This window comes from Pantoea sp. CTOTU46764, assembly GCF_031974595.1.
Taxonomy (GTDB): domain Bacteria; phylum Pseudomonadota; class Gammaproteobacteria; order Enterobacterales; family Enterobacteriaceae; genus Pantoea; species Pantoea trifolii.
In genome coordinates this window covers 128,117-150,263 of record NZ_DALYOQ010000001.1, presented here as the reverse complement: position 1 = coordinate 150,263, position 22,147 = coordinate 128,117, and the positions used below count along the sequence as shown (strand labels likewise).

16 protein-coding genes are annotated in these 22,147 nt (G+C 54.5%); 10 read left to right on the top strand and 6 right to left on the bottom strand.

The window, feature by feature from the left end; genetic code table 11:
* Nucleotides 1-129 precede the first annotated feature (129 nt).
* Together RTM06_RS00660 and RTM06_RS00655 are read left to right on the top strand one after the other, a co-directional pair.
* Nucleotides 130-2,400, top strand: a complete 2,271-nt coding sequence (locus RTM06_RS00660) for an Ig-like domain-containing protein (RefSeq protein ID WP_312179162.1) — start codon at nucleotides 130-132, stop codon at nucleotides 2,398-2,400.
* Nucleotides 2,401-2,685: 285 nt separating this feature from the next.
* Entirely contained in the window at nucleotides 2,686-4,980 is a 2,295-nt protein-coding gene (locus RTM06_RS00655) for an Ig-like domain-containing protein (RefSeq protein WP_312179160.1), read from the top strand.
* A gap of 73 nt (nucleotides 4,981-5,053) precedes the next feature.
* Here the strand turns inward: RTM06_RS00655 and RTM06_RS00650 are convergent, their stop codons facing one another.
* Both RTM06_RS00650 and RTM06_RS00645 read right to left on the bottom strand, forming a co-directional pair.
* Nucleotides 5,054-7,156, bottom strand: coding sequence for a bifunctional diguanylate cyclase/phosphodiesterase (locus RTM06_RS00650; RefSeq protein ID WP_312179158.1), 2,103 nt, complete (start codon nucleotides 7,154-7,156; stop codon nucleotides 5,054-5,056).
* A gap of 156 nt (nucleotides 7,157-7,312) precedes the next feature.
* The gene (locus RTM06_RS00645; protein WP_312179156.1) at nucleotides 7,313-9,415 is read right to left on the bottom strand and encodes a putative bifunctional diguanylate cyclase/phosphodiesterase; all 2,103 of its coding nucleotides are present in this window, start codon (nucleotides 9,413-9,415) and stop codon (nucleotides 7,313-7,315) included.
* 548 nt (nucleotides 9,416-9,963) lie between these two features.
* On the opposite strand from RTM06_RS00645, the gene RTM06_RS00640 reads away from it, so the two are divergent.
* From RTM06_RS00640 to RTM06_RS00620, 5 genes are read left to right on the top strand one after another with little or no spacing between them, the layout of a single operon-like run.
* Entirely contained in the window at nucleotides 9,964-10,533 is a 570-nt protein-coding gene (locus RTM06_RS00640; RefSeq protein ID WP_256697438.1) for a spore coat protein U domain-containing protein, read from the top strand.
* 38 nt (nucleotides 10,534-10,571) lie between these two features.
* On the top strand, nucleotides 10,572-11,066 hold the full coding sequence (locus tag RTM06_RS00635) for a spore coat U domain-containing protein (protein ID WP_312179275.1): 495 nt from the start codon (nucleotides 10,572-10,574) through the stop codon (nucleotides 11,064-11,066).
* Between the two features lie 24 nt (nucleotides 11,067-11,090).
* Nucleotides 11,091-11,789, top strand: a complete 699-nt coding sequence (locus RTM06_RS00630) for a molecular chaperone (RefSeq protein WP_409455780.1) — start codon at nucleotides 11,091-11,093, stop codon at nucleotides 11,787-11,789.
* A complete protein-coding gene (locus tag RTM06_RS00625) occupies nucleotides 11,789-14,224 on the top strand; it encodes a fimbria/pilus outer membrane usher protein (protein WP_312179154.1) in 2,436 nt (811 codons plus the stop codon). Before RTM06_RS00630 ends, RTM06_RS00625 begins: the two co-directional genes overlap by 1 nt.
* The gene (locus RTM06_RS00620; RefSeq protein WP_312179152.1) at nucleotides 14,221-15,186 is read left to right on the top strand and encodes a spore coat U domain-containing protein; all 966 of its coding nucleotides are present in this window, start codon (nucleotides 14,221-14,223) and stop codon (nucleotides 15,184-15,186) included. The genes RTM06_RS00625 and RTM06_RS00620 overlap by 4 nt, the downstream gene beginning before the upstream one ends.
* Nucleotides 15,187-15,251: 65 nt before the next feature.
* Here RTM06_RS00620 and RTM06_RS00615 read toward each other — a convergent pair whose 3' ends face one another.
* From RTM06_RS00615 to exbB, 3 genes are all read right to left on the bottom strand, one after another.
* A complete protein-coding gene (locus RTM06_RS00615; RefSeq protein WP_312179150.1) occupies nucleotides 15,252-16,598 on the bottom strand; it encodes an MFS transporter in 1,347 nt (448 codons plus the stop codon).
* A gap of 177 nt (nucleotides 16,599-16,775) precedes the next feature.
* Nucleotides 16,776-17,198 carry a TonB system transport protein ExbD gene (gene exbD, locus RTM06_RS00610; RefSeq protein ID WP_312179148.1) on the bottom strand — a complete coding sequence of 141 codons (423 nt, stop codon included), beginning with the start codon at nucleotides 17,196-17,198 and terminating at the stop codon, nucleotides 16,776-16,778.
* A gap of 5 nt (nucleotides 17,199-17,203) precedes the next feature.
* A complete protein-coding gene (exbB, locus tag RTM06_RS00605) occupies nucleotides 17,204-17,932 on the bottom strand; it encodes a tol-pal system-associated acyl-CoA thioesterase (protein WP_293798374.1) in 729 nt (242 codons plus the stop codon).
* Nucleotides 17,933-18,192: 260 nt separating this feature from the next.
* On the opposite strand from exbB, the gene metC reads away from it, so the two are divergent.
* Nucleotides 18,193-19,383: a cystathionine beta-lyase gene (metC, locus tag RTM06_RS00600; RefSeq protein ID WP_312179146.1), complete on the top strand. Its 1,191-nt coding sequence runs from the start codon at nucleotides 18,193-18,195 to the stop codon at nucleotides 19,381-19,383.
* 98 nt (nucleotides 19,384-19,481) lie between these two features.
* Entirely contained in the window at nucleotides 19,482-20,144 is a 663-nt protein-coding gene (locus RTM06_RS00595) for a DedA family protein (protein ID WP_061720572.1), read from the top strand.
* Here RTM06_RS00595 and RTM06_RS00590 read toward each other — a convergent pair whose 3' ends face one another.
* A complete protein-coding gene (locus RTM06_RS00590; RefSeq protein WP_265298925.1) occupies nucleotides 20,145-21,056 on the bottom strand; it encodes an AraC family transcriptional regulator in 912 nt (303 codons plus the stop codon). It abuts the gene before it with no gap.
* Nucleotides 21,057-21,261: 205 nt separating this feature from the next.
* On the opposite strand from RTM06_RS00590, the gene dkgA reads away from it, so the two are divergent.
* On the top strand, nucleotides 21,262-22,089 hold the full coding sequence (dkgA, locus tag RTM06_RS00585) for a 2,5-didehydrogluconate reductase DkgA (RefSeq protein WP_312179142.1): 828 nt from the start codon (nucleotides 21,262-21,264) through the stop codon (nucleotides 22,087-22,089).
* The last annotated feature ends 58 nt before the right edge of the window (nucleotides 22,090-22,147 follow it).

Below are 22,147 nucleotides of genomic sequence, written 5' to 3'. Positions count from 1 at the left end.
TCAGCGGCCGTTTGTTCGCTCTAAGAGTTTTCCTACTTCGAGACATTTCTGCTAAGTCAACGTTAGCAACCTCACTAACATCACGGGTTTTCAGGCCTACCCAACATCAGATAGACAAGGATATTTATCATGCAAGAAACAGTGCAAAAATGGACCACGAATCCAAAACCCTCTCTCAGCACGACCATTCCTGAGGAGAAAGGCGGAGTTATGGAAATCGTGCTGAACGGCACCATTTACACGACGAAAATTGACAAGGTGACGGGCACATGGAGCTGGACACCGGATGCCGCACTCGCCGACGGGCCCTATAACATCACCTTCCGGGTTATTGACGTCGCGGGCAATTATGGTGATCCCACGCAGTTAATTCTTCACGTTGATACCACGGCGCCTTCCAAACCTGAAATTCTGCGCGTTCTGGATGATGAAGGTTCAGAGCAAAGCTGGCTGATGCCGGGTGCCAAAACCGATGATAAAACGCCGGTCCTGAGCGGCTACGCTGAAGCCGGTTCGATTGTGCGCCTGTACGACGGCAGCAATGAAATTGGCAGCGCTAAGGCTGCTCAAAACGGCCGCTGGGAAATTATTCCAGCGACCGAGTTGCCCGAGGGTACCCACAGTTTCACGGTAACCAGCACCGATCGTCTGGGCCACACCAGCGAGGCGTCTGATGCCTTCAGCCTGACGATTAAGCCTGACAGCGTGCCGCCGATTGGCATCGATGCACCCATTACCCATGCCAGTGATGATGTGGGTAGCGTAACGGGCATGCTGCTTGATGGTGCCATCACGGATGATACGACACCCACTCTGAACGGCACTGCCAAAGCTGGCAGCGATGTGCGCGTACAATATCGTACCGAAACCGGCAGCTGGATTGAGGGCGGCTTTGCTACATTAAACGGCACTGACTGGACGTGGACGCCCAACCCGGCGCTGGCTGAAGGTCAATATGCGTTTCGTGCCAATGCCGGTTATGGCTGGAGCGATGAATTCAGGCTGGACATTGATCTGACGCCAGAAGATCGCTACGAGATTACGCACGCCTATGATGATTTCGGTACGGATACCGGCGTACTGGGCAACGGTGCGCAAACTAATGACCGCACGCCAACGCTGCATGGTCGCGGCGAAGCGAACAGTGTGGTCTTTATTCACTGTCTCAATGAGCAAGGCGCATGGGTATTGCTGGAAAGCGTCACCGTCGGGGCGGATGGTCAGTGGCGCTATGATCCTGATTTGCTGGACGTGGGTAATTATGAATTCAGCGCGGAAAGCAGTGCGGTTCATGATGCTAATGCGAAAAGCTTTGGATTGAAAATTGTGCCTGACGGCAGCGTTTACCCAACCATTGACGGAGTCATTGATGATGCAGGGTCGATAGATGGATTTATAAAAAAGCATCAAGTAATAACGGATGATACAACACCCACTTTAGTAGGTACTGCTGAAGCTAACAGCGTGGTGGAGATTGAATACCACTCTGGCACAGGTCATCTTAATGTTATGTCCGTTGTGGCTGATTCCAATGGTAAGTGGGCCTTCACTCCCGCCCCCTTAACGTACCATAATTATAGATTCGACATTAAATACCAGGACGGTGATTTTTCACCAGCGCCGTACTTTATATATGTCTTGCCGAATGACATTGCAGCTTATTCATATAGTTTTGAAGATAAAAAATCATATGGGATTTTACGTATAGACTATCCCTGCTATCTGAATGAGGACGTTTCAGTACAACTTGATCATGGAAGTGCAAAATTTTCCTCTGATAGTTTATTTTTAAATGACGATAGTCAGGCCACGTTTAGATTAATTGACGTTAGAACATTTGAGTTTGATATCATAGGCAGTAACGGAGGTATTGCTACCCTATCGGTGTACGACACATCCAACAATCTTATATCAAGTACGCCATACCAATTACGTGAAAACCCGGCAAATGGAACTCCGTCTCAAGAACGTATTTCAGTTAATTTCGACGATCAACCACTTGGCAAAGTAACAATATCAGTTGATGATGAACTCGGAGTTGTAATTGACAACCTGAGATGGAAACCTAATTTGTATCCTAATGAGCTTCCAGAAGAAAATACCAATGACAGTACATTATTCATTATTGATGACGCTAACCCTTTATCACTGAACATTTCCGACGTGCTGTCTTCTGGCCAGAAAGATCTTTATATCGATGATGGTAAAACCCAATTAATGGTCAACGGTAAAGCGGATGACATCCTGCAACTGGAGGATATTCTGCCAGCAGGCAATGAAACCAGCGGCTGGACGGCGCTGGCGGGCACCGTCACCATCGCGGGCTGCGAATATCAGGTTTACAGCAATGGCGATGCCGAATTGCTGGTGCAAGAAGGTGTGAAAACCGAACTGGTGTAATTGCTGACATCACCACCTTGAAGGCCGGATTAACAACCGGCCTTTTTTTTATTAACCGCATGTCTTTCCGCTGTAGCAGCGATGGCCATTTCTCACCCCGCAGCCGTATTCGCGCTTCTATTTGCCTGCGCAGCCTGGCGACCCACTGCTGATTTTTCAGCGGCCGTTTGTCCGCTCTAAGAGTTTTCCTACTTCGAGACATTTCTGCTAAGTCAACGTAAGCAACCTTACTAACATCACGGGTTTTCAGGCCTACCCAACATCAGATAGACAAGGATATTTATCATGCAAGAAACAGTGCAAAAATGGACCACGAATCCAAAACCCTCTCTCAGCACGACCATTCCTGAGGAGAAAGGCGGAGTTATGGAAATCGTGCTGAACGGCACCATTTACACGACGAAAATTGACAAGGTGACGGGCACATGGAGCTGGACACCGGATGCCGCACTCGCCGACGGGCCCTATAACATCACCTTCCGGGTTATTGACGTCGCGGGCAATTATGGTGATCCCACGCAGTTAATTCTTCACGTTGATACCACGGCGCCTTCCAAACCTGAAATTCTGCGCGTTCTGGATGATGAAGGTTCAGAGCAAAGCTGGCTGATGCCGGGTGCCAAAACCGATGATAAAACGCCGGTCCTGAGCGGCTACGCTGAAGCCGGTTCGATTGTGCGCCTGTACGACGGCAGCAATGAAATTGGCAGCGCTAAGGCTGCTCAAAACGGCCGCTGGGAAATTATTCCAGCGACCGAGTTGCCCGAGGGTACCCACAGTTTCACGGTAACCAGCACCGATCGTCTGGGCCACACCAGCGAGGCGTCTGATGCCTTTAACCTGACGATTGAGTCTCCTCCAGTTCCAGGCGACGCAACCATTACCCATGCCACTGATGATGTGGGGACCCTAACGGGCATGCTGGGTGATGGTGCCATCACGGATGACACGACACCGACCCTGAACGGCACGGCCAACGCCGGCAGCGATGTGCGCATACAATATCGCACACAAAACGGCAGCTGGATTGAGGGCGGTTTGGCCACACTAAACGGCACTGACTGGACGTGGGCACCCAACCCGGCGCTGACTGAAGGTAAATACGCGTTTCGTGTTAATGACGGCAGCGGATGGAGCGATGAGTTCAGGCTGGACATTGATCTGACGCCTGAAGACCGCTACGAAATTACGCACGCCTACGATGATTTCGGCACCTATACCGGTGAACTCGGTAACGGCGCGATCACCGATGACCGCACGCCAACGCTGCATGGTCGCGGCGAAGCGAACAGCGTGGTCTATATTCACTGCCTCAATCTGCAGGGCGCATGGGTATTGCTGGAGAGCGTCACCGTCGGCGCGGATGGTCAGTGGCGCTATGATCCCGATTTGCTGGAGGTGGGCAATTATCAATTTAGCGCGGAAAGCAGTGCTATTCATGATGCTAAAGTGAAAAGCTTTGGCCTGAAAATTGTGCCTGAAGACAGCTTCGCTCCCACTATCGAAGGCGCGATTGATAATGCAGGATCGATTAAGGGATTTATATATAGTAATCAAATAACGGATGACACCACTCCCACGTTGACAGGCACGGCTGAAGCGAACAGCCTGGTGGTGATTTCATACAAATCTGATGCCGGTGATGATAATGTTTTCTCCGTTGTGGCTGATTCCCGTGGCATGTGGAGTTTCACACCCGATGAATTAACACTGGGCAAGTGGGAATTCAATGTTAAACGCCCGGAAGGTGATTTTTTATCAAAAGCATTCAAACTATCTATCGTGCCAGATAATGATGATATTTATTATTATGGATTTGAAAACAGAGTTGCTGGAGAGTATTTCTCAAGGTATAGTGATCAGTATTTTAAACTCACTAAAGACATATCTTTTAGAGTAAATGATGGACATGCAGACATTTCATCATCTACGGATAATAGGCCGGTTATTAGTGGAAAAAACTCCTTGCGGTTGTACAATGAGACTGAGCTTGAATTTTTGTTGAAGGGAATCAGAACATTTTCGTTTGATATAAGCGAATTTTCACATCATTATTTTAAAGTGAAGATTTACGACACATCCAACAACCTTATATATGATAAGATTTTTGACTTAGATTATAGGGATTATGGAGATGATCCAACAAAACATTTCTCATTTAATATTAATGACCGACCGCTCGAAAAGGTAATTATAACTAATAGAGCTGGTGCTGGACTTATCTTAGATAACCTGGAGTGGTCACCCTCTTTACCTTCTAATAAGATTTCAGAAGTAAATGATAATGATAGTGCACTGTTTATGATTGACGAATCTAAGCATATATCATTAGACATTTCCGACGTGCTGACATCCGGCCAAAAAGATCTTTACATCGATGACGGTAAAACCCAGCTAATGGTCAACGGTAAAGCGGATGACATCCTGCAACTGGAGGATATTCTGCCAGCAGGCAATGAAACCAGCGGCTGGACGGCGCTGGCGGGCACCGTCACCATCGCGGGCTGCGAATATCAGGTTTACAGCAATGGCGATGCCGAATTGCTGGTGCAAGAAGGTGTGAAAACCGAACTGGTGTAATTGCTGACATCACCACCTTGAAGGCCGGATTAACAACCGGCCTTTTTTTATTAACCGCACTGTTGCCGCAGAATTAAGGCATCTGCTCCACTTCCCGTTCGTCCTCTTCCACCGCCGCAAAAAAATTCGGCAGCTCCTGAATACGCTCCGGCGGGACCGGTTTGCCCAGTAAATAGCCTTGCAAGGTATCGCAGCCCAAGCCGGTGAGGAACGCCTGCTGATCCTGGGTTTCCACTCCTTCAGCCACCACTTTGAGGTGCAGCGACTGCGCCAGCGCAACAATCGCGGAAACGATGGTGGCATCTTCGGAGTGCGCCTGCAGTTCGTTAACAAAGGCGCGATCGATTTTCAGCTCGCTGGCCGGTAAACGCTTGAGATACAACAAGCTGGAATAACCGGTGCCGAAATCGTCAATCGAGGCTTTCACGCCCATGTTGGTGAGTTCGGTAAGGATACGCACGCTCTCTTCCGGATCGCGCATCGCCGTGGTTTCGGTGACTTCCAGCGTCAACAGCTCAGCCGGAATCTGGTGCTGCGCCAGCGCCTCGGTAACGGTTTCCACCAGATTGCTTTGCTCAAACTGTACCGCCGACAAGTTGACCGCCACCGACCAGTGCGGATGGCCCTGCAAATGCCAGGAACGCAGTTGGCGACAGGCTTCGTTGATTACCCAATTGCCGATGTTAATGATCATACCGGTCTTTTCCGCCATCGGCAGAAAGGCGTCCGGTGCCAGCAAACCGCGTGAAGGATGCTGCCAGCGCAGCAGCGCTTCAAAGCCCAGGATCGGGCCGCTCGGCGCGCAGTATTTTGGCTGGTAGAACAGGCGTAACTCTTCGTTATCCAGCGCTTGCCACAGATCGTTATTCAGCTGCAATTGTGACTGCGCCAGCGTGTTCATCGACGGCTGGAAGAAGGTGTAGCCGTTGCGACCGTTGTTTTTGGTGTGATACATGGCGGCATCGGCATTGAACATCAGCTCGCGATCATCTTTGCCATCGCCAGGATAAACCGCAATACCAATACTCAGCGACACCACCAGCTCATAGCGCGAGATATCGAACGGACGATCCACCGCTTTCACCAGCGTATCGGCAACCGCTGCGGCATCGTTGGGTTCATCGATTTCCAGCAGCAGCACAAATTCGTCGCCGCCCATGCGCGCCAGCGTGTAGTGCCCTTTCATCTGTTCGGTCATGCGCTCGGTCACGCCGATCAGTAAGTTGTCGCCCACGTGATGTCCAAAGGCGTCGTTAACGGCTTTGAAGCCATCGAGGTCCATAAACATCAGCGCAAACTGCGACTTCTCGCGATTGGCTTTATTGAGGGCTTGTTCGAGGCGATCTTCCAGCAAAATACGGTTGGGTAAGCGCGTCAGGTTATCGTGCAGCGCCAGCTGCGCCAGTTCGCGGTTGGCCTCCGCCAGCGAGTGAGCAAGGATCGAGGTGCGTGCCTGCAAACGCGCATCCAGCATCGAAACCAGCAAGGTAATACCGAGGATCGCCAGGGTCACCACCGTCACCACAATCGCCAGCCAGTTGCTGTTGACGCCCATTTGCGTCGCGTGGCTCTGCATCGGGAAGTCGGCCGCCGCCATGCCGGTGTAGTGCATACCCGCAATCGCGCAGCCCATCACCACCGATGCGCCTAAACGCAACACGGTGACGCGGCCGTGGCCTTCGCGCAGGTTAAACGCCAGCCACAGCGCGGCACCCGACGCCACCAACGCAATCGCCACCGATGCCGCCACCCAACCCCAATTCCACGTAATGCCAGGCGCAAACATCAGCGCCGCCATGCCGGTGTAATGCATCGCCACCACGCCGGACCCCAGCACCAATGCACCGCCACACAGTCGCGGCCACGGCAAGGTCGGTGTTGAACACACCAGCCACAGCGCAAATACCGAGGCTAATACCGCCACCACCATGGAGGTGACGGTGAGCATGGGATCGTAGCTCATGACCATATCAAGGCTCATCGACAGCATGCCGATGAAGTGCATCGCCCAAATGCCGACGCCCATAGCGAATCCACCGCCAAATAACCAAACCAGCGCCACCTTGCCAGTTGAGGAAGCCACGCGCCCTGCCATATCAAGTGCAGTAAACGAGGCCAGCATCGCCACCAGGATCGAGACGATGACGGTAAACGAGTCGTACGAAGTCACTAACATAGTGATTTACCAAGTAAAAGCCGGTTTGAGTCAGCTGTGGTGTTGTGATTAAAAGTGAGATCTTTGGGTTTTATTGCAGGAATTATCGGCAGCATCACTGCCGATCTGAGTTTTTGAACGATGAAACCTTCCGATGGGGAAGAAACTAAAAATTGTTTATTGCGCGCCTGCCAGCGGCACCAGGTTATCGCTATACGCCAGCGGCACGTTAAGCGCAGCGGTAAATTCACCGATGCGGTCGGCGGGTGTGGGCTTGCCGAGCAGATAACCTTGCAGCGTGTCGAAGCCTAAACCGGTGAGCAAACGCTGCTGCTCCTCGGTTTCGACGCCTTCCGCCACCATGCGCAGGTTGAGCGTTTGCGCCAGCGTCAACATCGCGGTGACCACCGTGGCGTCTTCGCTACCGGCGCGCAAACTGTTGATAAAGGCGCGGTCGATTTTTAGCTCGCTGGCTTCGAGGTGTTTCAAATGCAGCAAGTTGGCGTAGCCGATGCCGAAGTTATCAATCGCCACTTTTACGCCAAGACGATGCAGCTCGGCAATGCGCTGCTGGCTGAACTGCGGATCGCGCATCGCGATATTCTCAGTAATTTCCAGCATCAACGCCCCTTCCGGGATCTGATGGTGCTGCAACGCCTGGCGCACGCTATCAATCAAATCGCGCTGCTGGAACTGTAGAGCCGAGAGATTGACAGAGACGGTCCAGTCACCGTTGCCTTCATCGTGCCACTGCTTAAGCTGGCGGCAGGCTTCATTGATCACCCAGTTACCCAGCGCGACAATTTGCCCGGTTTTCTCGGCGCGCGCCAGAAACATATCCGGCATCAGCAGTCCGCGACGCGGATGCTGCCAGCGCAGCAGCGCCTCAAAACCGATTAATACCGTGCCGCCCGCGCGGAATTTTGGCTGGTAGAACAGGCGCATCTCCTGATATTCCAGCGCGTTCCACAAATCGTTGGCCAGCGCCAGCTGATGCTGCGCCACCGCGCTCATCGCCGGTTCAAACAGGCACCAGCCGTTACGGCCGCTGTGTTTGGTGTGATACATGGCGGAGTCGGCGTTAAACATCAGCTCCTGCTGGCTGCGGCCGTGCAGCGGGAAGATCACAATGCCAACGCTCAGGGAGACGCGCAGCGAATAGCGATCGAGATTGAAAGGCGCATCAATGACCTGCACCAGCCGCTGCGCCAGTTTGGTGGCCTGATGCAGATTGAATTGCGGACACAGCAGTACGAATTCATCGCCGCCCAGACGCGCCAGCAGAATCTCTTCAGCGAGTTCACTTCGTAAACGCTCAGCCACCGCAATCAGCAAGCGATCGCCCACGTGATGGCCCCATGTGTCATTAATGGCTTTGAAACCATCGAGATCCATGAACATCAGCGCAAAGTTCTCATCCTGCAGCGTCGCCTGTTTGATCTCCGTGGTGAGTTGCTGCTCCAGCATCACGCGATTTGGCAGCGCGGTGAGGTTGTCATGCATCGCCAGCTGGCGCAGCTCGCTGTTGGCGCGCTTGAGTTTAGCGGCGAGGCGCGCGGCACGGATCTGCGCATCCAGCATCGAGATCAGCAACATGAATCCCAGAATACTCAGCGTGATAATGGTGACCCACACCGCCAGTCCCTCTTCGCTGGCACCGTGATGTTGCATGCTTACCGGCATAACGAACTCTGCTGCCGCCATGCCGGTGTAATGCATGCCGGCAATCGCAATCCCCATCACTAACGCTGCGCAGGCGCGCAGTAATAACAGGCTTTCGCCCTGGCGCAGATGAAACGCCAGCCACAACGCCGCGCCTGATGCCGCATAGGCAATCAGCACCGAGAGCGCCACCAGCGGCAGATTCCAGTCAATTGGGCTTTCAATCATCAGCGCGTTCATGCCGAGGTAATGCATGACAATGATGCCGCTGCCCATGATCAGGGTGCCGCGAATTAAGCGTCGCCGGGTGAGATGGCTGCCCTGCACGCCCTGCGCAAAGGCAAAGATGGCGGTGACAATCGCCACCAGTAATGAGATGGCGGTGAGCTCGACGTCGTAGCGCATGGTCATTGGCATCATCATCGCCAGCATGCCAATAAAGTGCATCGCCCACACGCCGATGCCCATCGCGGTGCCTCCGCCGATTAACCACAGTTTTGCCAGACAGCCGCGTGAAACGGCTACGCGCCCGGCGGTATCTAAGGCGGTAAACGCGGCAATGAAGGCCACGATCAGTGAAACGGTAACCAGAACGCTATCCCAGGTAACCAGCAGCATGTGCGCTCCTAAACTTCACCCGCTACGGAGCAGGTGCGGTGTCGTCAAATTAGAACAAGGATGATAAAGCGCCGATCAAGGGCGATTCATGACCGCCTGCGGCGAAGTTCAACTTAGAACCGATCCAGACAAATCTTGAGTCATGGTGCGGATTTTTTTTATTTTCATCGTCAGTCGTTAAGCGAAAAATTAATAATATCTGATTAATGCACGAACATAACATTGAACCGTAGCGTGCGGTAGAGGGAGAAATCATCGGCTGTTTAGTTTTTCTAACCGCTCGCTACCCCTTGTGTTTACTGAGTTATCGGCGAAAAGTGTGAATTGATTAGGGAAAAATTGAACCCTCGGCGTACAAGTGCCGATTTGCTGATCTATAGTAAAGAAAACTGATATAAATCATTAATCCGTCATCTAGGAATTTTCTTAGATGGCAGGCGCTTACGCTGTCGAGTCCATTGCGGCTCTTGTTTAATTTCGGATGTATTTCCATAAATGTCTGACCAGGTGAAAAAGCACTGACCTTGGATAATCAGTAAGGAATGATTATGAAACTCAAGCTTTTTCTTATGGCTACTAGCCTAAGCGCCGCGCTAGCCCCTACTGCTGTTTTTGCCGCCACCACCACGGGAACCATCAATGCGACGTTGACGCTGACCACCGGTTGTTTGGTAAACGGCCAGTCTGCAACGACGGGGGTTAACTTCGGTACCCTGAACTTTGGTAGCAGCGCCGCCACCTTTGATACGCTCAACGCCACGCTGGTCGGTGCCTCGGGTAACGGCATCTTTGTCCGCTGCACCACCGGACAAACCTTCAACGTGCAGGTCACCAGCAGTAATGCCGCTCCGGCGACCATTTACGGCACGGTGAGTGGGCAGCCACGCTATCTGATCCTCGGCTCCAACAATACGCAGGGTATTGCCTATACGTTGTATAGCGATGCCGCCTTTACCACTGCTATCGCCAACAACACCAATATCGCCGCCAGTGGCACCACGGATCCAACGTTGGGTACCAACTACGCCATTTATGGTCGCGTGGTCGGCGGCGGCTTTAACCCGTTGATTCCCGCAGGGACTTACACCGACACCATTAACGTGGCGGTGAATTACTGAGGGAAAGGATAATCAGGGTGGCCGTGGTGCAGCGGTTGATGCACAGTGCAGGCGGCCTTGCCCTGCTGATAGGGAGCGTCTCCGCCTGGGGGTTGCCCACGGCAACGTTTCAGGTTTCAGCATCAGTAGTGGCAGGCTGTGTTGTTTCCGGTACCAATACCGGGGTCTTTGGCACGCTTAACTTTGGTACCCAATCTGGCGTGGCCGCGAGCAGCGTCAGCGCCAGCTATGTGCAAAGCACCACTATCACTCTCGCCTGCACGCCAGGCACCGCCGTGAGCATGAGCATTAACGGCGGTAGCAATTACACCTCCACGCGCAACCTCAAACATACCAGCGACACCAATACCGTGGCCTACAGCCTGTATACCAATGCGGCACACACCACGGCGATTCCAGTGAACAGCCCGATGGCGTTGAGTTACAGCAATGCCAATAACATCACGTTGCCGATTTACGGCTTATTAACGCTGCCCGGCCCCACGCGCGCCGGGACGTATACCGACACCTTAACCGTCACACTGAGTTGGTGACGGCGTCAATAAGAAGGATGAATGATGATGAACCTGCGCGCCCTGATTCTGTTGTTATGTGTGGCACTAACGCCTGCGGGATACGCCGCCAATTCACTGATGGTGTGGCCGATCGATCCCGCGATTGATCCGCAAGATAAAGCCAGCGAGCTGTGGCTGGAGAATCGCGGCAATGCCACCACCATGATGCAGGTGCGCATCTTCAGCTGGCAGCAGGTCAACGGTCAGGAGCAGTATCAAACCCAGCAGCAAGTGGTAGCGAGCCCGCCGATGGTACGCCTTGAGCCAGGGCAAAAGCAGCTGGTGCGTTTAATCAAGCAAACGCCGCCTGAAGCCGGACGTGAGATGTCCTATCGCGTGGTGCTGGATGAGATCCCCACGCCGCGCACGCCGGGCGAGAATCAGGCCGGGCTGACGTTCCAGATGCGCTATTCGGTGCCGCTGTTTGTTTACGGCAACGGCGTAACACGCAACACGGCGAAACCGCAGCTGAGCTGGCAGGAAGTGAACAGCGGCGGCAAGCGCTGGCTGGAGCTGACCAATCACGGTAACGGCCACGCGCGTTTAAGTAACGTCACCATCGGCGGGCGCAAAATGGGCAACGGCTTGTTTGGCTACGTGCTGGCCAACAGCAGCCATCGCTGGCCGTTAACCAGCAGCGTAAGCGGTGAACTGTCGGCCGAAATGAACAAAGGCCACTGGAGCAGCGCTGCCGCGCGTTGATGAAGTTAACGCCGCATCCCTGCGCGCTGGCCGTTGCCAGCGTGCTTTGTATCAGCCCGATGAGTAGCAGTGCGGAGACCTTCTCCGAACTGCCACCGCCGCCTGCGCTGGAGAATAACGCCAGCGGCCAGCAATACATGCTGGAACTGGTGGTGAATCAGGGCGAACGCGGCGACATCGTGCCGGTTGAACGCAAGAACGGTGATTTCTGGCTGCGACGCGGCGATCTGCAACGCGCCGGTATTCCGGCCGAGAAACTGCAAGGGCAGCACATCGATGTCAGTCAACTGAGCGGAGCGAAAGTGGAGTATGACGAACGACGCCAGCGCCTGTTATTGACGGTGCCGCCCGCCTGGCTGCCGGGTCAAACCATTGGCCAACTGCAGAATGCACCGCGCTTTCCTGGCCGCGCCAGCAACGGCGCCCTGCTCAACTATGACTTCTACGCCACGCGCACCGATAACGCCGGTTCGCGCCTCTCCAGCTGGAATGAATTGCGCTTCTTTGGCCCGGTTGGGCAGTTTTCGACCAACGGGGTTTATGTGCAGCAACTGGAAGGTGGCGTTGCCGGTCAGCAGGAAGGCTATATCCGCTACGATACCTGGTTCAGTAATGAAAACGAGAACGCAGCGATCAGCTGGCGCGCCGGGGATTTGGTTACTGATGCGTTGAGCTGGAGCAACAGCGTGCGGCTGGGAGGCGTGCAGATTGGCCGCGACTTCAGCGTACGGCCGGATCTGGTGACCTATCCGCTGCCGGCGTTTTCCGGCCAGGCGGCGGTGCCCTCTTCGGTCGATCTGTTTATTAATGGTTATCGCAGCACCCAGGCCGATGTGCAGCCGGGTCCGTGGTCGCTCACTAACGTACCTTTCGTTAACGGCGCAGGCGATGCGGTGATCACCACCACCGATGCAGTGGGCAGACAAGTCACTACCACGCTACCGTTTTACGTCTCCAGCAGTTTGCTGAAAACCGGATTATCCGATTACTCGTTTTCTGCCGGTGCCATTCGCGAAAACTACGGCATAAACAATTTTGATTATGGCGCGGCGGCGGCCAGCGGTTCGTATCGCTATGGTATCAACGATTGGCTGACGCTGGAAAGCCATGCAGAAGGCAGCGACAGCGTGGCGATGGGCGGCGCAGGTGGCCTGGTGAAGCTCGGCAGTTTTGGCGTGGTGAATGGTGCGCTGGCACAAAGCCAGATGGACGGCAATCCGGGTACGCAATACAGCTGGGGCTATCAGTACAACAACAGCTGGTTCAGCCTCGGAACTCAGCACATCATTCGCAGCGCCGATTTCGGCAACCTCGCGCTGGTTGGCAGTCGCGGCGACAGCGCGAACACCAGCTATTCACTGGCGCGGCGCAGCGCGCAGTACACCGCCAGCGTATCGCTGAATGATTACGGCAGCCTGGGATTGGCCTATTTTGATATCTCCGGCGGCAACGGTGACCGTACACGGTTACTCAATCTGTCGTGGAGTAAAAATCTTTGGGGTAACAGCAGTTTGTATATCTCCGCCAGCCGCGATCAGGAACAGGGCAACTGGAGCGGCGCGATTTCGCTGGTCATTCCGTTTGGCGAGCAGAGCAGCGCCTCGGTCAGCACCGAACGCGATCAGCAAGGCAATAACAGCCAGCGACTATATGTGTCGCGCGCAATGCCAACTGACGGTGGCTTCTCATACGATGCCGCGTGGGCCAATCAGGCCAGCGACAGCGGCGATTATCGCCAGGCCAGCCTGCGTTATCGCAACAATAAAATCGATACCTCAGCCGGTTTCTACGGCGATAACGACAACACCACGCAATGGGCTGATTTCACCGGTTCGGTGGTGTTGATGGATAACCGCGTGTTCGCTGCCAACGACATCAACGATGCCTTTGTGGTGGTGAAAACCGATTATCCCGACGTCACGGTGCGTTATGAGAACCAAACCATGGGCCGCACTGATAAACAAGGCTATCTGCTGGTGCCCTCAATCAGCAGCTATTACGGCGCGAAGTACGATATCGATACGCTGGATCTGCCTGCCGATCGCACCGCGCCGAAGGTCGAACAGCGCTTTGCGGTGAAGCGTAAGAGCGGCTATCTGCTCAACTTCCCGGTTGAGCGCCTGCGCGCCGCCAGCGTGATACTACAGGACAGCAATCACCAGCCGCTGCCGATTTCCAGCCAGGTGTTACGTTCGAATCAGGCCACCGAATATGTCGGCTGGGACGGCATTGTGTGGATGGAAGATCTGGCTGCCAGCAACCCGATTCACGTGGTGACGCCAGATGGACGCAGTTGCTATACGCAACTGGAGATCGCCGACGGCCAGCCAAAAGCGCTGGAAACATACGGACCACTCACCTGCCCGCTGCCACCGCCGCCGCAAGGTTCGGCGGTGAGCAGCGCGGATCATTCACAGTCAGGGATTTCACCATGAGAAAGCTTCTGCTCCTGCTGGCGCTGTTTTTACTGCCGGGCACCAGCTATGCGCTTTGTAGCTTATCGGCGCCGACTGCCACCTTTGGCTCGGTCACCACATTTTCGGTGGCGTCAACGGTGAATAACACCTCCAGTACCACCAATGTTAACTGTGGCTCGGGTACGCTTTCGCTGCTGGGCTCCGACAACATCACCTATGCCTTTACCACCGCCTCAAACCTTAGCGGCACGCGCGCCGTGTTGAAAACCGCCAGCGGCGGCACCGATAACATTCCGATCCAGCTGTGTATCGATAGCGCCTGCGCCACTGAATTACAGCAGGGCGGCAGCTATCGCTGGAGTTCCGCCTCGCTGCTGGCGCTGGGTAACACCCTCAACTTCAACATTCCGCTCTACTTCCGCACCCTTACCGGGCAGGTGATTGCCGCTGGCACCTATACCACCACCATCACGCTGACCGTGAGTTATACGGTGTGCGCCGGGTTGAACGTGGCAGGATTGTGCGTGGGAACGGTGCAGAGCAGCACCGGTACGGCGATGCCAATTACTGTGAATCTGCTGGTCACCAATGATTGCACCACCATCACTGCGCCGAACGTCAGTTTTGGCAGTGCACCTTTAGTAGGCAGTTTCTCAACCGTGCAGCAGACGATTAACGTGGTGTGTTCAAAAGGCAGTACTTACACCGTGGGTTTGAGCAACGGCAGTTACTACAGCGGCACCACGCGACAGATGGCGAGCGGAACCAATCGGTTGGCGTATGACATCTACAAAGGCACCACCACCACCTCACGCTGGGGACCGACCGGCACCGATCGCTGGAGCAGCACCACCTCGACCTCGTTGAATGCGGATACCGTGACGCGCAACTTTACCTATACGGCGCAGATTTTGACGACGCAGAATACGCCCGCCGCGGGGAATTATACCGATAGCGTGGTGGTGGATGTGTCGTTTTAGGTGGGTGCGCGCTGTCCCTCATCCCAGCCTTCTCCCGCAAGCGGGAGAAGGAGCCGATCGAGCGGTTACCTAAACATTCCCTCTCCCGCTTGCGGGAGAGGGTTAGGGTGAGGGGAACGGTGTTGCGCTTGATATTGCTTCACCATACGGCCAATCAGCAGCGTACCGACCAGCCCGCACACTGCCGCAAAAGAGAGCCACACGCCCGGCATTGCTTTGTCGCCGGTGGCATGAATCAGGTAGCTCGACACCGCTGGCGTAAAGCCGCCAAACAGCGCGGTTGCCAGGCTGTAAGCGAGCGAGAAGCCCGAAGCACGCACTTCTGCTGGCATGATCTCAGCCAGATAAACCACCATCGCGCCGTTGTAGCTGGCATAGAGGAACGACAGCCACAGTTCGGCCTCAACCAGGCGGGCAAAGGTCGGCGCGCCCACCAGCCAATGCAGCACCGGCCAGGTGGTTAAAATCATCAAGATGGTGCAGATAATCAGCAACGGACGACGGCCAACGCGGTCCGACAGCGAACCCATCACCGGCAGCCAAAACAGGTTGGAGATGCCGACAAACAGCGTCACCAGGAAGCTCTCTTTATCGCTCATCATCAACACGGTTTTGCCGAACGTCGGGGTAAACGCGGTGATCATATAGAACATCACGGTGGTGGTGACCACCATCAACATTCCCGCCAGCACCAGCGCCCAATTCTGCCCGACCGAACGCATAATCTGACGCATTGAGGGGTGATGTTTACGCTGGCTGAAGGCTTCGGTCTCTTCCAGCATGCGGCGGATATAGAACAGGAACGGCACGATCATACATCCCACCACAAACGGGATACGCCAGCCCCATTCGGTGACGGCATCTTTCGCCAGCAGATGATTCAGACCCAAACCGAGCAGCGCGGCGAAGATCACCGCAATCTGCTGGCTGCCCGATTGCCAGCTGACATAAAAGCCTTTGCGCCCTTTCGGCGCCACTTCCGCCAGATAAACCGACACGCCGCCCAGCTCAACGCCCGCCGAGAAGCCCTGTAATAAACGACCAAGCAGAATTAGAATCGGCGCGGCGGCACCCAAGGTGGCGTATCCGGGCACCAGCGCAATGGTTAAGGTACCAATCGCCATCAGACCGAGCGTTAACAGCAAACCTTTACGGCGGCCATGATGGTCGATGTAAGCGCCGAGAATAATCGCGCCGAGCGGGCGCATCAGGAAGCCTGCGCCAAAGGTCATCAGCGTGAGCATCAGAGAGGCAAAGGGATCATCGCCGGGGAAAAAGGTTTTGGCGATCGCGGTGGCGTAATAGCCAAATACCATGAAATCGTACATCTCAAGGAAGTTACCGCTGGTAACGCTAAAGATGGTTTTGGCACCGCCTTGCGACGACTTTTGTAAAGAGTGACTCGAGCTCATATTGTCCTTCCTGGTTTTTCTTCCGTTTTAACGTGCCGGGCCAGGAATAAACGTGATCCTCTTCACCATTGCAGTTTACAAAAACAAGACCAATCGTAACAATAAATTAACAAACTGAGTATCAGATATAAAAAAAGGTCGCCATGAATGGCGACCCTACGATTGAGCTGAGAAACGTTACTTTCTGACCGTTTCCATGCCCATCAAGCCAATCTTCAGATAACCGGCTTCACGCAGCTGATCCATCACTTCCATCAAAGTAGCGTAATCAACCGATTTATCCGCCTGGAAGAAGATGGTGGTGTCTTTCTTGCCTTCGGTTTGTGCCGTCAGCGCGTTCACCAGCGTCTCTTTGGTGACCGCATCGTTACCGATGAAGATCTGCTTATCTTCTTTGATAGAGAGATAAACCGGTTTTTCCGGACGCGGCTGCGGCGCGCTGGTCGATGCTGGCAGGTTAACGCGCACATCGACGGTGGCTAATGGCGCGGCGACCATAAAGATGATCAGCAGAACTAACATGACGTCGATAAACGGCGTCACGTTGATTTCGTGCATTTCGCCATCGCCGACCGAGTCATCGTTTAAACGCATCGCCATAATATTTATCCTACGCGCAGTTTCTGTGCCGCCGCTGGACGGTTGGCTTCTTTCGCAGTATCGACGTTGCCGAGATCCAGATCGCGGCTCTGCAGCAACATCACCTGCGCGGCGACATCGCCCAGCGACGCTTTGTAGCTGGCAATCATACGTGCGAAGACGTTGTAGATAACGACGGCTGGGATTGCTGCAACCAGACCAATCGCGGTGGCCAGCAGCGCTTCGGCGATGCCCGGCGCGACGACAGCGAGGTTGGTGGTTTGCGTTTTAGCGATACCGATGAAGCTGTTCATGATGCCCCAAACGGTACCAAACAGACCAATAAACGGCGCAACGGAACCGATGGTAGCGAGGAAGCCATTACCGCGACCGGCATGACGGCTAAATGCGGCCACGCGGCGATCGAGACGGAAGCTGGTACGCTCTTTAATGCCATCCAGATCTTCGGTGCCGGCGGACAGCTCCAGCTCATTCTGCGCATCGTTAAGCAGCACAGCGCTGTGGCTGTTGGCTTTGAAGGTTTCAGCAGCACGGTAAGCATCGTTTAACGAGCGGGCTTCGCCCAGCGCTTGCTGCTCGCGTTTCAGGCGACGTTTCGCCCCGCTCAGCTCCGCAAACTTACCGAAGAAAATTGCCCAGGTGACAACGGAAGCCAGTAACAGGCCAATCATCACCATCTTTACCACGATATCGGCATGCTGATACATGCCCCAAACGGAGAGATCCGTTTGCATCAAATCACTGGCTACCACGCTGCATCTCCAACTTCTGTTGCACAGTTCACGATTGAAGCGCGGATCATAGCAAAAAAAACGCCCGAAGTGATAGTGGTTCTCATTACTATTTACAAAGCAAAGAGACCAGCAATTTCCACAATTTAGCGGATGTTATGCGCAATACTGGCCTCACTCTGATAATCCGCAATCAGGCTCAACCCACTACGCTGATTCGTGGTAACGTGGATGTTTTGTGGGAAATGTCAGGAAAGGCAGTGATGGCAACGAAGAAAATAGACACCACGCTTGTCAGCGCGGGACGCAGTAAACGTTACACTCAAGGCTCAGTTAACAGCGTAATTCAACGCGCTTCATCCCTGGTTTTTGACACGGTCGCCGACAAGAAACGTGCTACCGCCGGTCGCGCTTCAGGCGAGCTGTTTTATGGCCGTCGCGGCACCCTCACCCATTTCTCGCTGCAAGACGCCATGACCGAGCTGGAAGGCGGCGCAGGTTGCGCGCTCTATCCATGCGGCGCGGCGGCGGTCTCCAATGCCATTTTGTCCTTTGTCGAAGCCGGCGACCATATTCTGGTTAGCGGCGCGGTCTATGAACCGACGCAGGATTTCTGCTCGAAAATTCTCAGTAAGCTGAACGTTACCACCAGCTATTTCGATCACTGCATCGGCAGCGAAATTGGCGAACTGGTGCAGCCGAATACGCGCGTGGTGTTCCTGGAATCACCGGCGTCAATCACCATGGAAGTGCAGGATATTCCGGCGATTGTTGCCGCCGTGCGCGCCAAAGCGCCGGATGCGATCATCATGATCGATAATACCTGGGCGGCGGGCGTGCTGTTTAACGCGCTGCAGCATGGCATCGATATTTCGATTCAGGCCGGCACCAAATACATCATTGGTCACAGCGATGCGATGATTGGCACGGCGGTAGCCAATGAACGTTGCTGGCCACAGCTGCGCGAGAACTCCTATCTGATGGGCCAGATGGTTGATGCTGATACGGCCTATATGGCGAGCCGTGGCATTCGTACGCTGGGCACGCGTTTGCGTCAGCACGAAGAGAGCGGATTGCAAGTGGCCGAATGGCTGGCAACGCAGCCGGAAGTGGCGCGCGTGAATCATCCGGCGCTGGCGCAGTGTAAAGGCCACGAATTCTGGCAGCGTGATTTCAGCGGCAGCAGCGGTTTGTTCTCCTTCATCCTGCATGAAAAACTGAGTCGTGAGCAGCTGGCAAATTACCTCGATCACTTCCACCATTTCAGCATGGCGTATTCGTGGGGCGGCTATGAATCCCTGATTCTGGCTAACCAGCCTGAAGAGCTGGCGGCGATTCGTCCGGCGGGCGGCGTGGATTTTGACGGCACTTTGGTGCGTCTGCATATCGGCCTCGAACATGTCGACGACTTGCTGGATGACCTTAAAGCCGGTTTTGCACGTTTAAGAAGTTAAACAGAAGATAAACCACGCTGTGGCGGCGATGAGAGATCAACGTATGTGATGCCACAGAAGGTTAAAATTAGACTCCTTGTGACTCGATGGAATAGCTGATGGGTGTTTTACATGAGATTGTCCAGGCGCTTTGGCATCAGGATTTTGCCGCGCTCGGCAATCCGGATGTCGTTTGGATTGTTTACGGCGTAATGTTTTTAACGCTGTTTCTGGAAAACGGTTTACTGCCCGCCTCATTCCTGCCGGGCGACAGCCTGCTGTTACTGGCGGGCGCGATGGTCGCCAAAGGTGTGATGGATTTCGTGCCGACGATTGTGATTTTGACCACGGCGGCCAGTCTCGGCTGCTGGCTCAGCTATCTGCAAGGGCGCTGGCTCGGCAACACCAAACTGGTAAAAAGCTGGTTGCTGCATCTGCCCGCGCAATATCACCAGCGCGCGTGGAATATGTTTAACCGCCACGGTTTGATGGCGTTGCTGGTTGGCCGCTTCCTCGCTTTTGTGCGCACCTTGCTGCCCACCATGGCCGGCATTTCCGGTTTGAACAATGGCCGCTTCCAGCTGTTTAACTGGCTGAGCGGTTTGTTGTGGGTTGGGATTGTGGTGACGCTGGGCTACGGCATCAGCCATGTGCCCTTTATTAAGCGTCACGAAGATCAGGTGATGGCGATCCTGATGATTCTGCCAATCGCGCTGCTGTTTATCGGCCTGGCCGGCAGCATTGTGGTGATTTGGAAAAAACGCCGCCAGAAAGTTTCCTGATTACGACGCGGCGTCAAACGGTAAGGTTTGACGCACGCGGCTCGCCTCTTCTCCCGGCGTCACGCCGAAATAGCGCTTAAACTCTCGCGAAAATTGCGACGGACTTTCATAGCCGACGCGCACCGCCGCCGCGCTGGCTTTCATGCCATCCTGCAGCATCATCAGGCGCGCCTGATGCAGGCGATAGCGCTTGAGGTATTGCAGCGGCGAGGTTTGCGTCACCGCTTTGAAGTTGTGATGAAACGCCGAAACGCTCATGTTCACTTCAGCAGCCAGCATGTCGACGCTCAGACTTTCCGCAAAGTGACTTTCGATGCGACGCAGCGCGCGCGCAATCTGGCTGAACTGCGTCTGGCGATTGACCAGCGACAGCAGCGCGCCGCCAATCGGTCCGGTTAACACGTAATAGATCATCTCGCGCACCAGCTGCGGACCGAGCACGCGGGCGTCGCGCGGATTGTTCATCACATCCAGCAAGCGTTCGGCCGCACACAGCATCTCTTCACTCATAAACGCTGAATGGATGCCGGAGGTTTGCGCCTGTGGCTGGAACTGCTCGTCATCGCCGATATCCATCAGCAAATCCTGCAGGCTGGCGACGTCCACGCTCAAACACATGCCAGCCAGCGGTTCCGCCAGCGTGGCTTCGGTTTCGCACTCCACCGGCAGCGGCACGGTGAGCATCAGGTATTTGGTGGCGTCGTAGTGGAAAACCGTGCTGCCGAGATAACCGGTTTTACGCCCCTGAAACAGAATCACAATGCCGGGTTGATACATCATCGGCGTACGCGGCAAGGTTTCGCAGGCGTAAATCAGCTTGACGTTTTCTACCGCGCACAGCGGCTTATGCAGGTCACTCATCAGCGCAACTACGCGCTGCGCTAGCTGGCGGCAAAGGGCGTCGTTTGGCATGCATCTCTCTCGGGCAGCAAAAAAGTCAGTTTGCCGCAAGGCTGTGCAAAGCTCCACCATTCTGGAGAATCAGGCAAGATTCTTGCAGAAATCCATCAGGCAAAAGTGCCGCCCACTTGCCACAATGATCCTGAGGTGAGGTTTGTTGACTAGACTTAAGCACATCTTTTCTACGGTAAGTCACTGCAACAGATAAGGAGCAACTATGGCAGATCAACCCATTATTAAATTGCGCGACGGCAACATGATGCCGCAGCTTGGCCTCGGCGTGTGGCAAGCGAGCATTGAGGATGCGCGTAACGCCATCCTGGAAGCGTTGAAAGTCGGCTATCGCTCCATCGATACCGCCGCTATCTACAAAAATGAGGAAGCGGTTGGGCAAGCGCTGCAAGAGACCGACGTGGCGCGTGAAGACATTTTTATCACCACCAAGCTGTGGAACGACGATCAAACCAACTGGCAGCAGGCGATGGAAACCAGCCTGAAGAAGCTGCAGCTGGAGCAGGTGGATTTGTATCTGATGCACTGGCCGTGCCCGGAAAAAGATAACTACGTTGAAGCCTGGAAAGGCTTGATTGAGCTGCAGCAACAGGGCTTAACCAAGAGCATCGGCGTATGTAACTTCCACGAGGCGCACCTGAAGCGTTTGATCGATGAAACCGGTGTGTCGCCGGTGGTGAACCAGATTGAGCTGCATCCGATGCTGCAACAGCGCACGCTGCATGCGTGGAATGCGCTGCATCAGATTCAAACCGAATCCTGGAGCCCGCTGGCGCAAGGCGGCAAAGGCGTGTTCGATCAGGAGATTATCCGCGAGCTGGCGAAAAAGTATGGCAAGACGCCGGCACAAATCGTGATCCGCTGGCATCTGGATAGCGGTTTGGTGGTGATTCCGAAGTCGATTACCCCGGAACGTATTCGTGAGAATTTCCAGGTGTTTGATTTTAGATTGGATAAAACTGAAGTGAGTGAGATCAGTAAGCTGGATAGCGGTAACCGTTTGGGGCCGGATCCGGAAGCGTTTAACGGGTAGGATGGTGCGCTTTTCCCCTCACCCTAGCCCTCTCCCGCAGGCGGGAGAGGGAACAGAT

Coding starts and splice junctions, on each gene's coding strand:
- RTM06_RS00625 (WP_312179154.1), top strand. CDS start 11,789: ATGAAGTTAACGCCGCATCCCTGCGCGCTGGCCGTTGCCAGCGTGCTT.
- RTM06_RS00655 (WP_312179160.1), top strand. CDS start 2,686: ATGCAAGAAACAGTGCAAAAATGGACCACGAATCCAAAACCCTCTCTC.
- RTM06_RS00630 (WP_409455780.1), top strand. CDS start 11,091: ATGATGAACCTGCGCGCCCTGATTCTGTTGTTATGTGTGGCACTAACG.
- RTM06_RS00615 (WP_312179150.1), bottom strand. CDS start 16,598: ATGAGCTCGAGTCACTCTTTACAAAAGTCGTCGCAAGGCGGTGCCAAA.
- RTM06_RS00620 (WP_312179152.1), top strand. CDS start 14,221: ATGAGAAAGCTTCTGCTCCTGCTGGCGCTGTTTTTACTGCCGGGCACC.
- RTM06_RS00650 (WP_312179158.1), bottom strand. CDS start 7,156: ATGTTAGTGACTTCGTACGACTCGTTTACCGTCATCGTCTCGATCCTG.
- dkgA (WP_312179142.1), top strand. CDS start 21,262: ATGGCAGATCAACCCATTATTAAATTGCGCGACGGCAACATGATGCCG.
- exbB (WP_293798374.1), bottom strand. CDS start 17,932: ATGCAAACGGATCTCTCCGTTTGGGGCATGTATCAGCATGCCGATATC.
- RTM06_RS00595 (WP_061720572.1), top strand. CDS start 19,482: ATGGGTGTTTTACATGAGATTGTCCAGGCGCTTTGGCATCAGGATTTT.
- exbD (WP_312179148.1), bottom strand. CDS start 17,198: ATGGCGATGCGTTTAAACGATGACTCGGTCGGCGATGGCGAAATGCAC.
- metC (WP_312179146.1), top strand. CDS start 18,193: ATGGCAACGAAGAAAATAGACACCACGCTTGTCAGCGCGGGACGCAGT.
- RTM06_RS00645 (WP_312179156.1), bottom strand. CDS start 9,415: ATGCTGCTGGTTACCTGGGATAGCGTTCTGGTTACCGTTTCACTGATC.
- RTM06_RS00640 (WP_256697438.1), top strand. CDS start 9,964: ATGAAACTCAAGCTTTTTCTTATGGCTACTAGCCTAAGCGCCGCGCTA.
- RTM06_RS00635 (WP_312179275.1), top strand. CDS start 10,572: ATGCACAGTGCAGGCGGCCTTGCCCTGCTGATAGGGAGCGTCTCCGCC.
- RTM06_RS00660 (WP_312179162.1), top strand. CDS start 130: ATGCAAGAAACAGTGCAAAAATGGACCACGAATCCAAAACCCTCTCTC.
- RTM06_RS00590 (WP_265298925.1), bottom strand. CDS start 21,056: ATGCCAAACGACGCCCTTTGCCGCCAGCTAGCGCAGCGCGTAGTTGCG.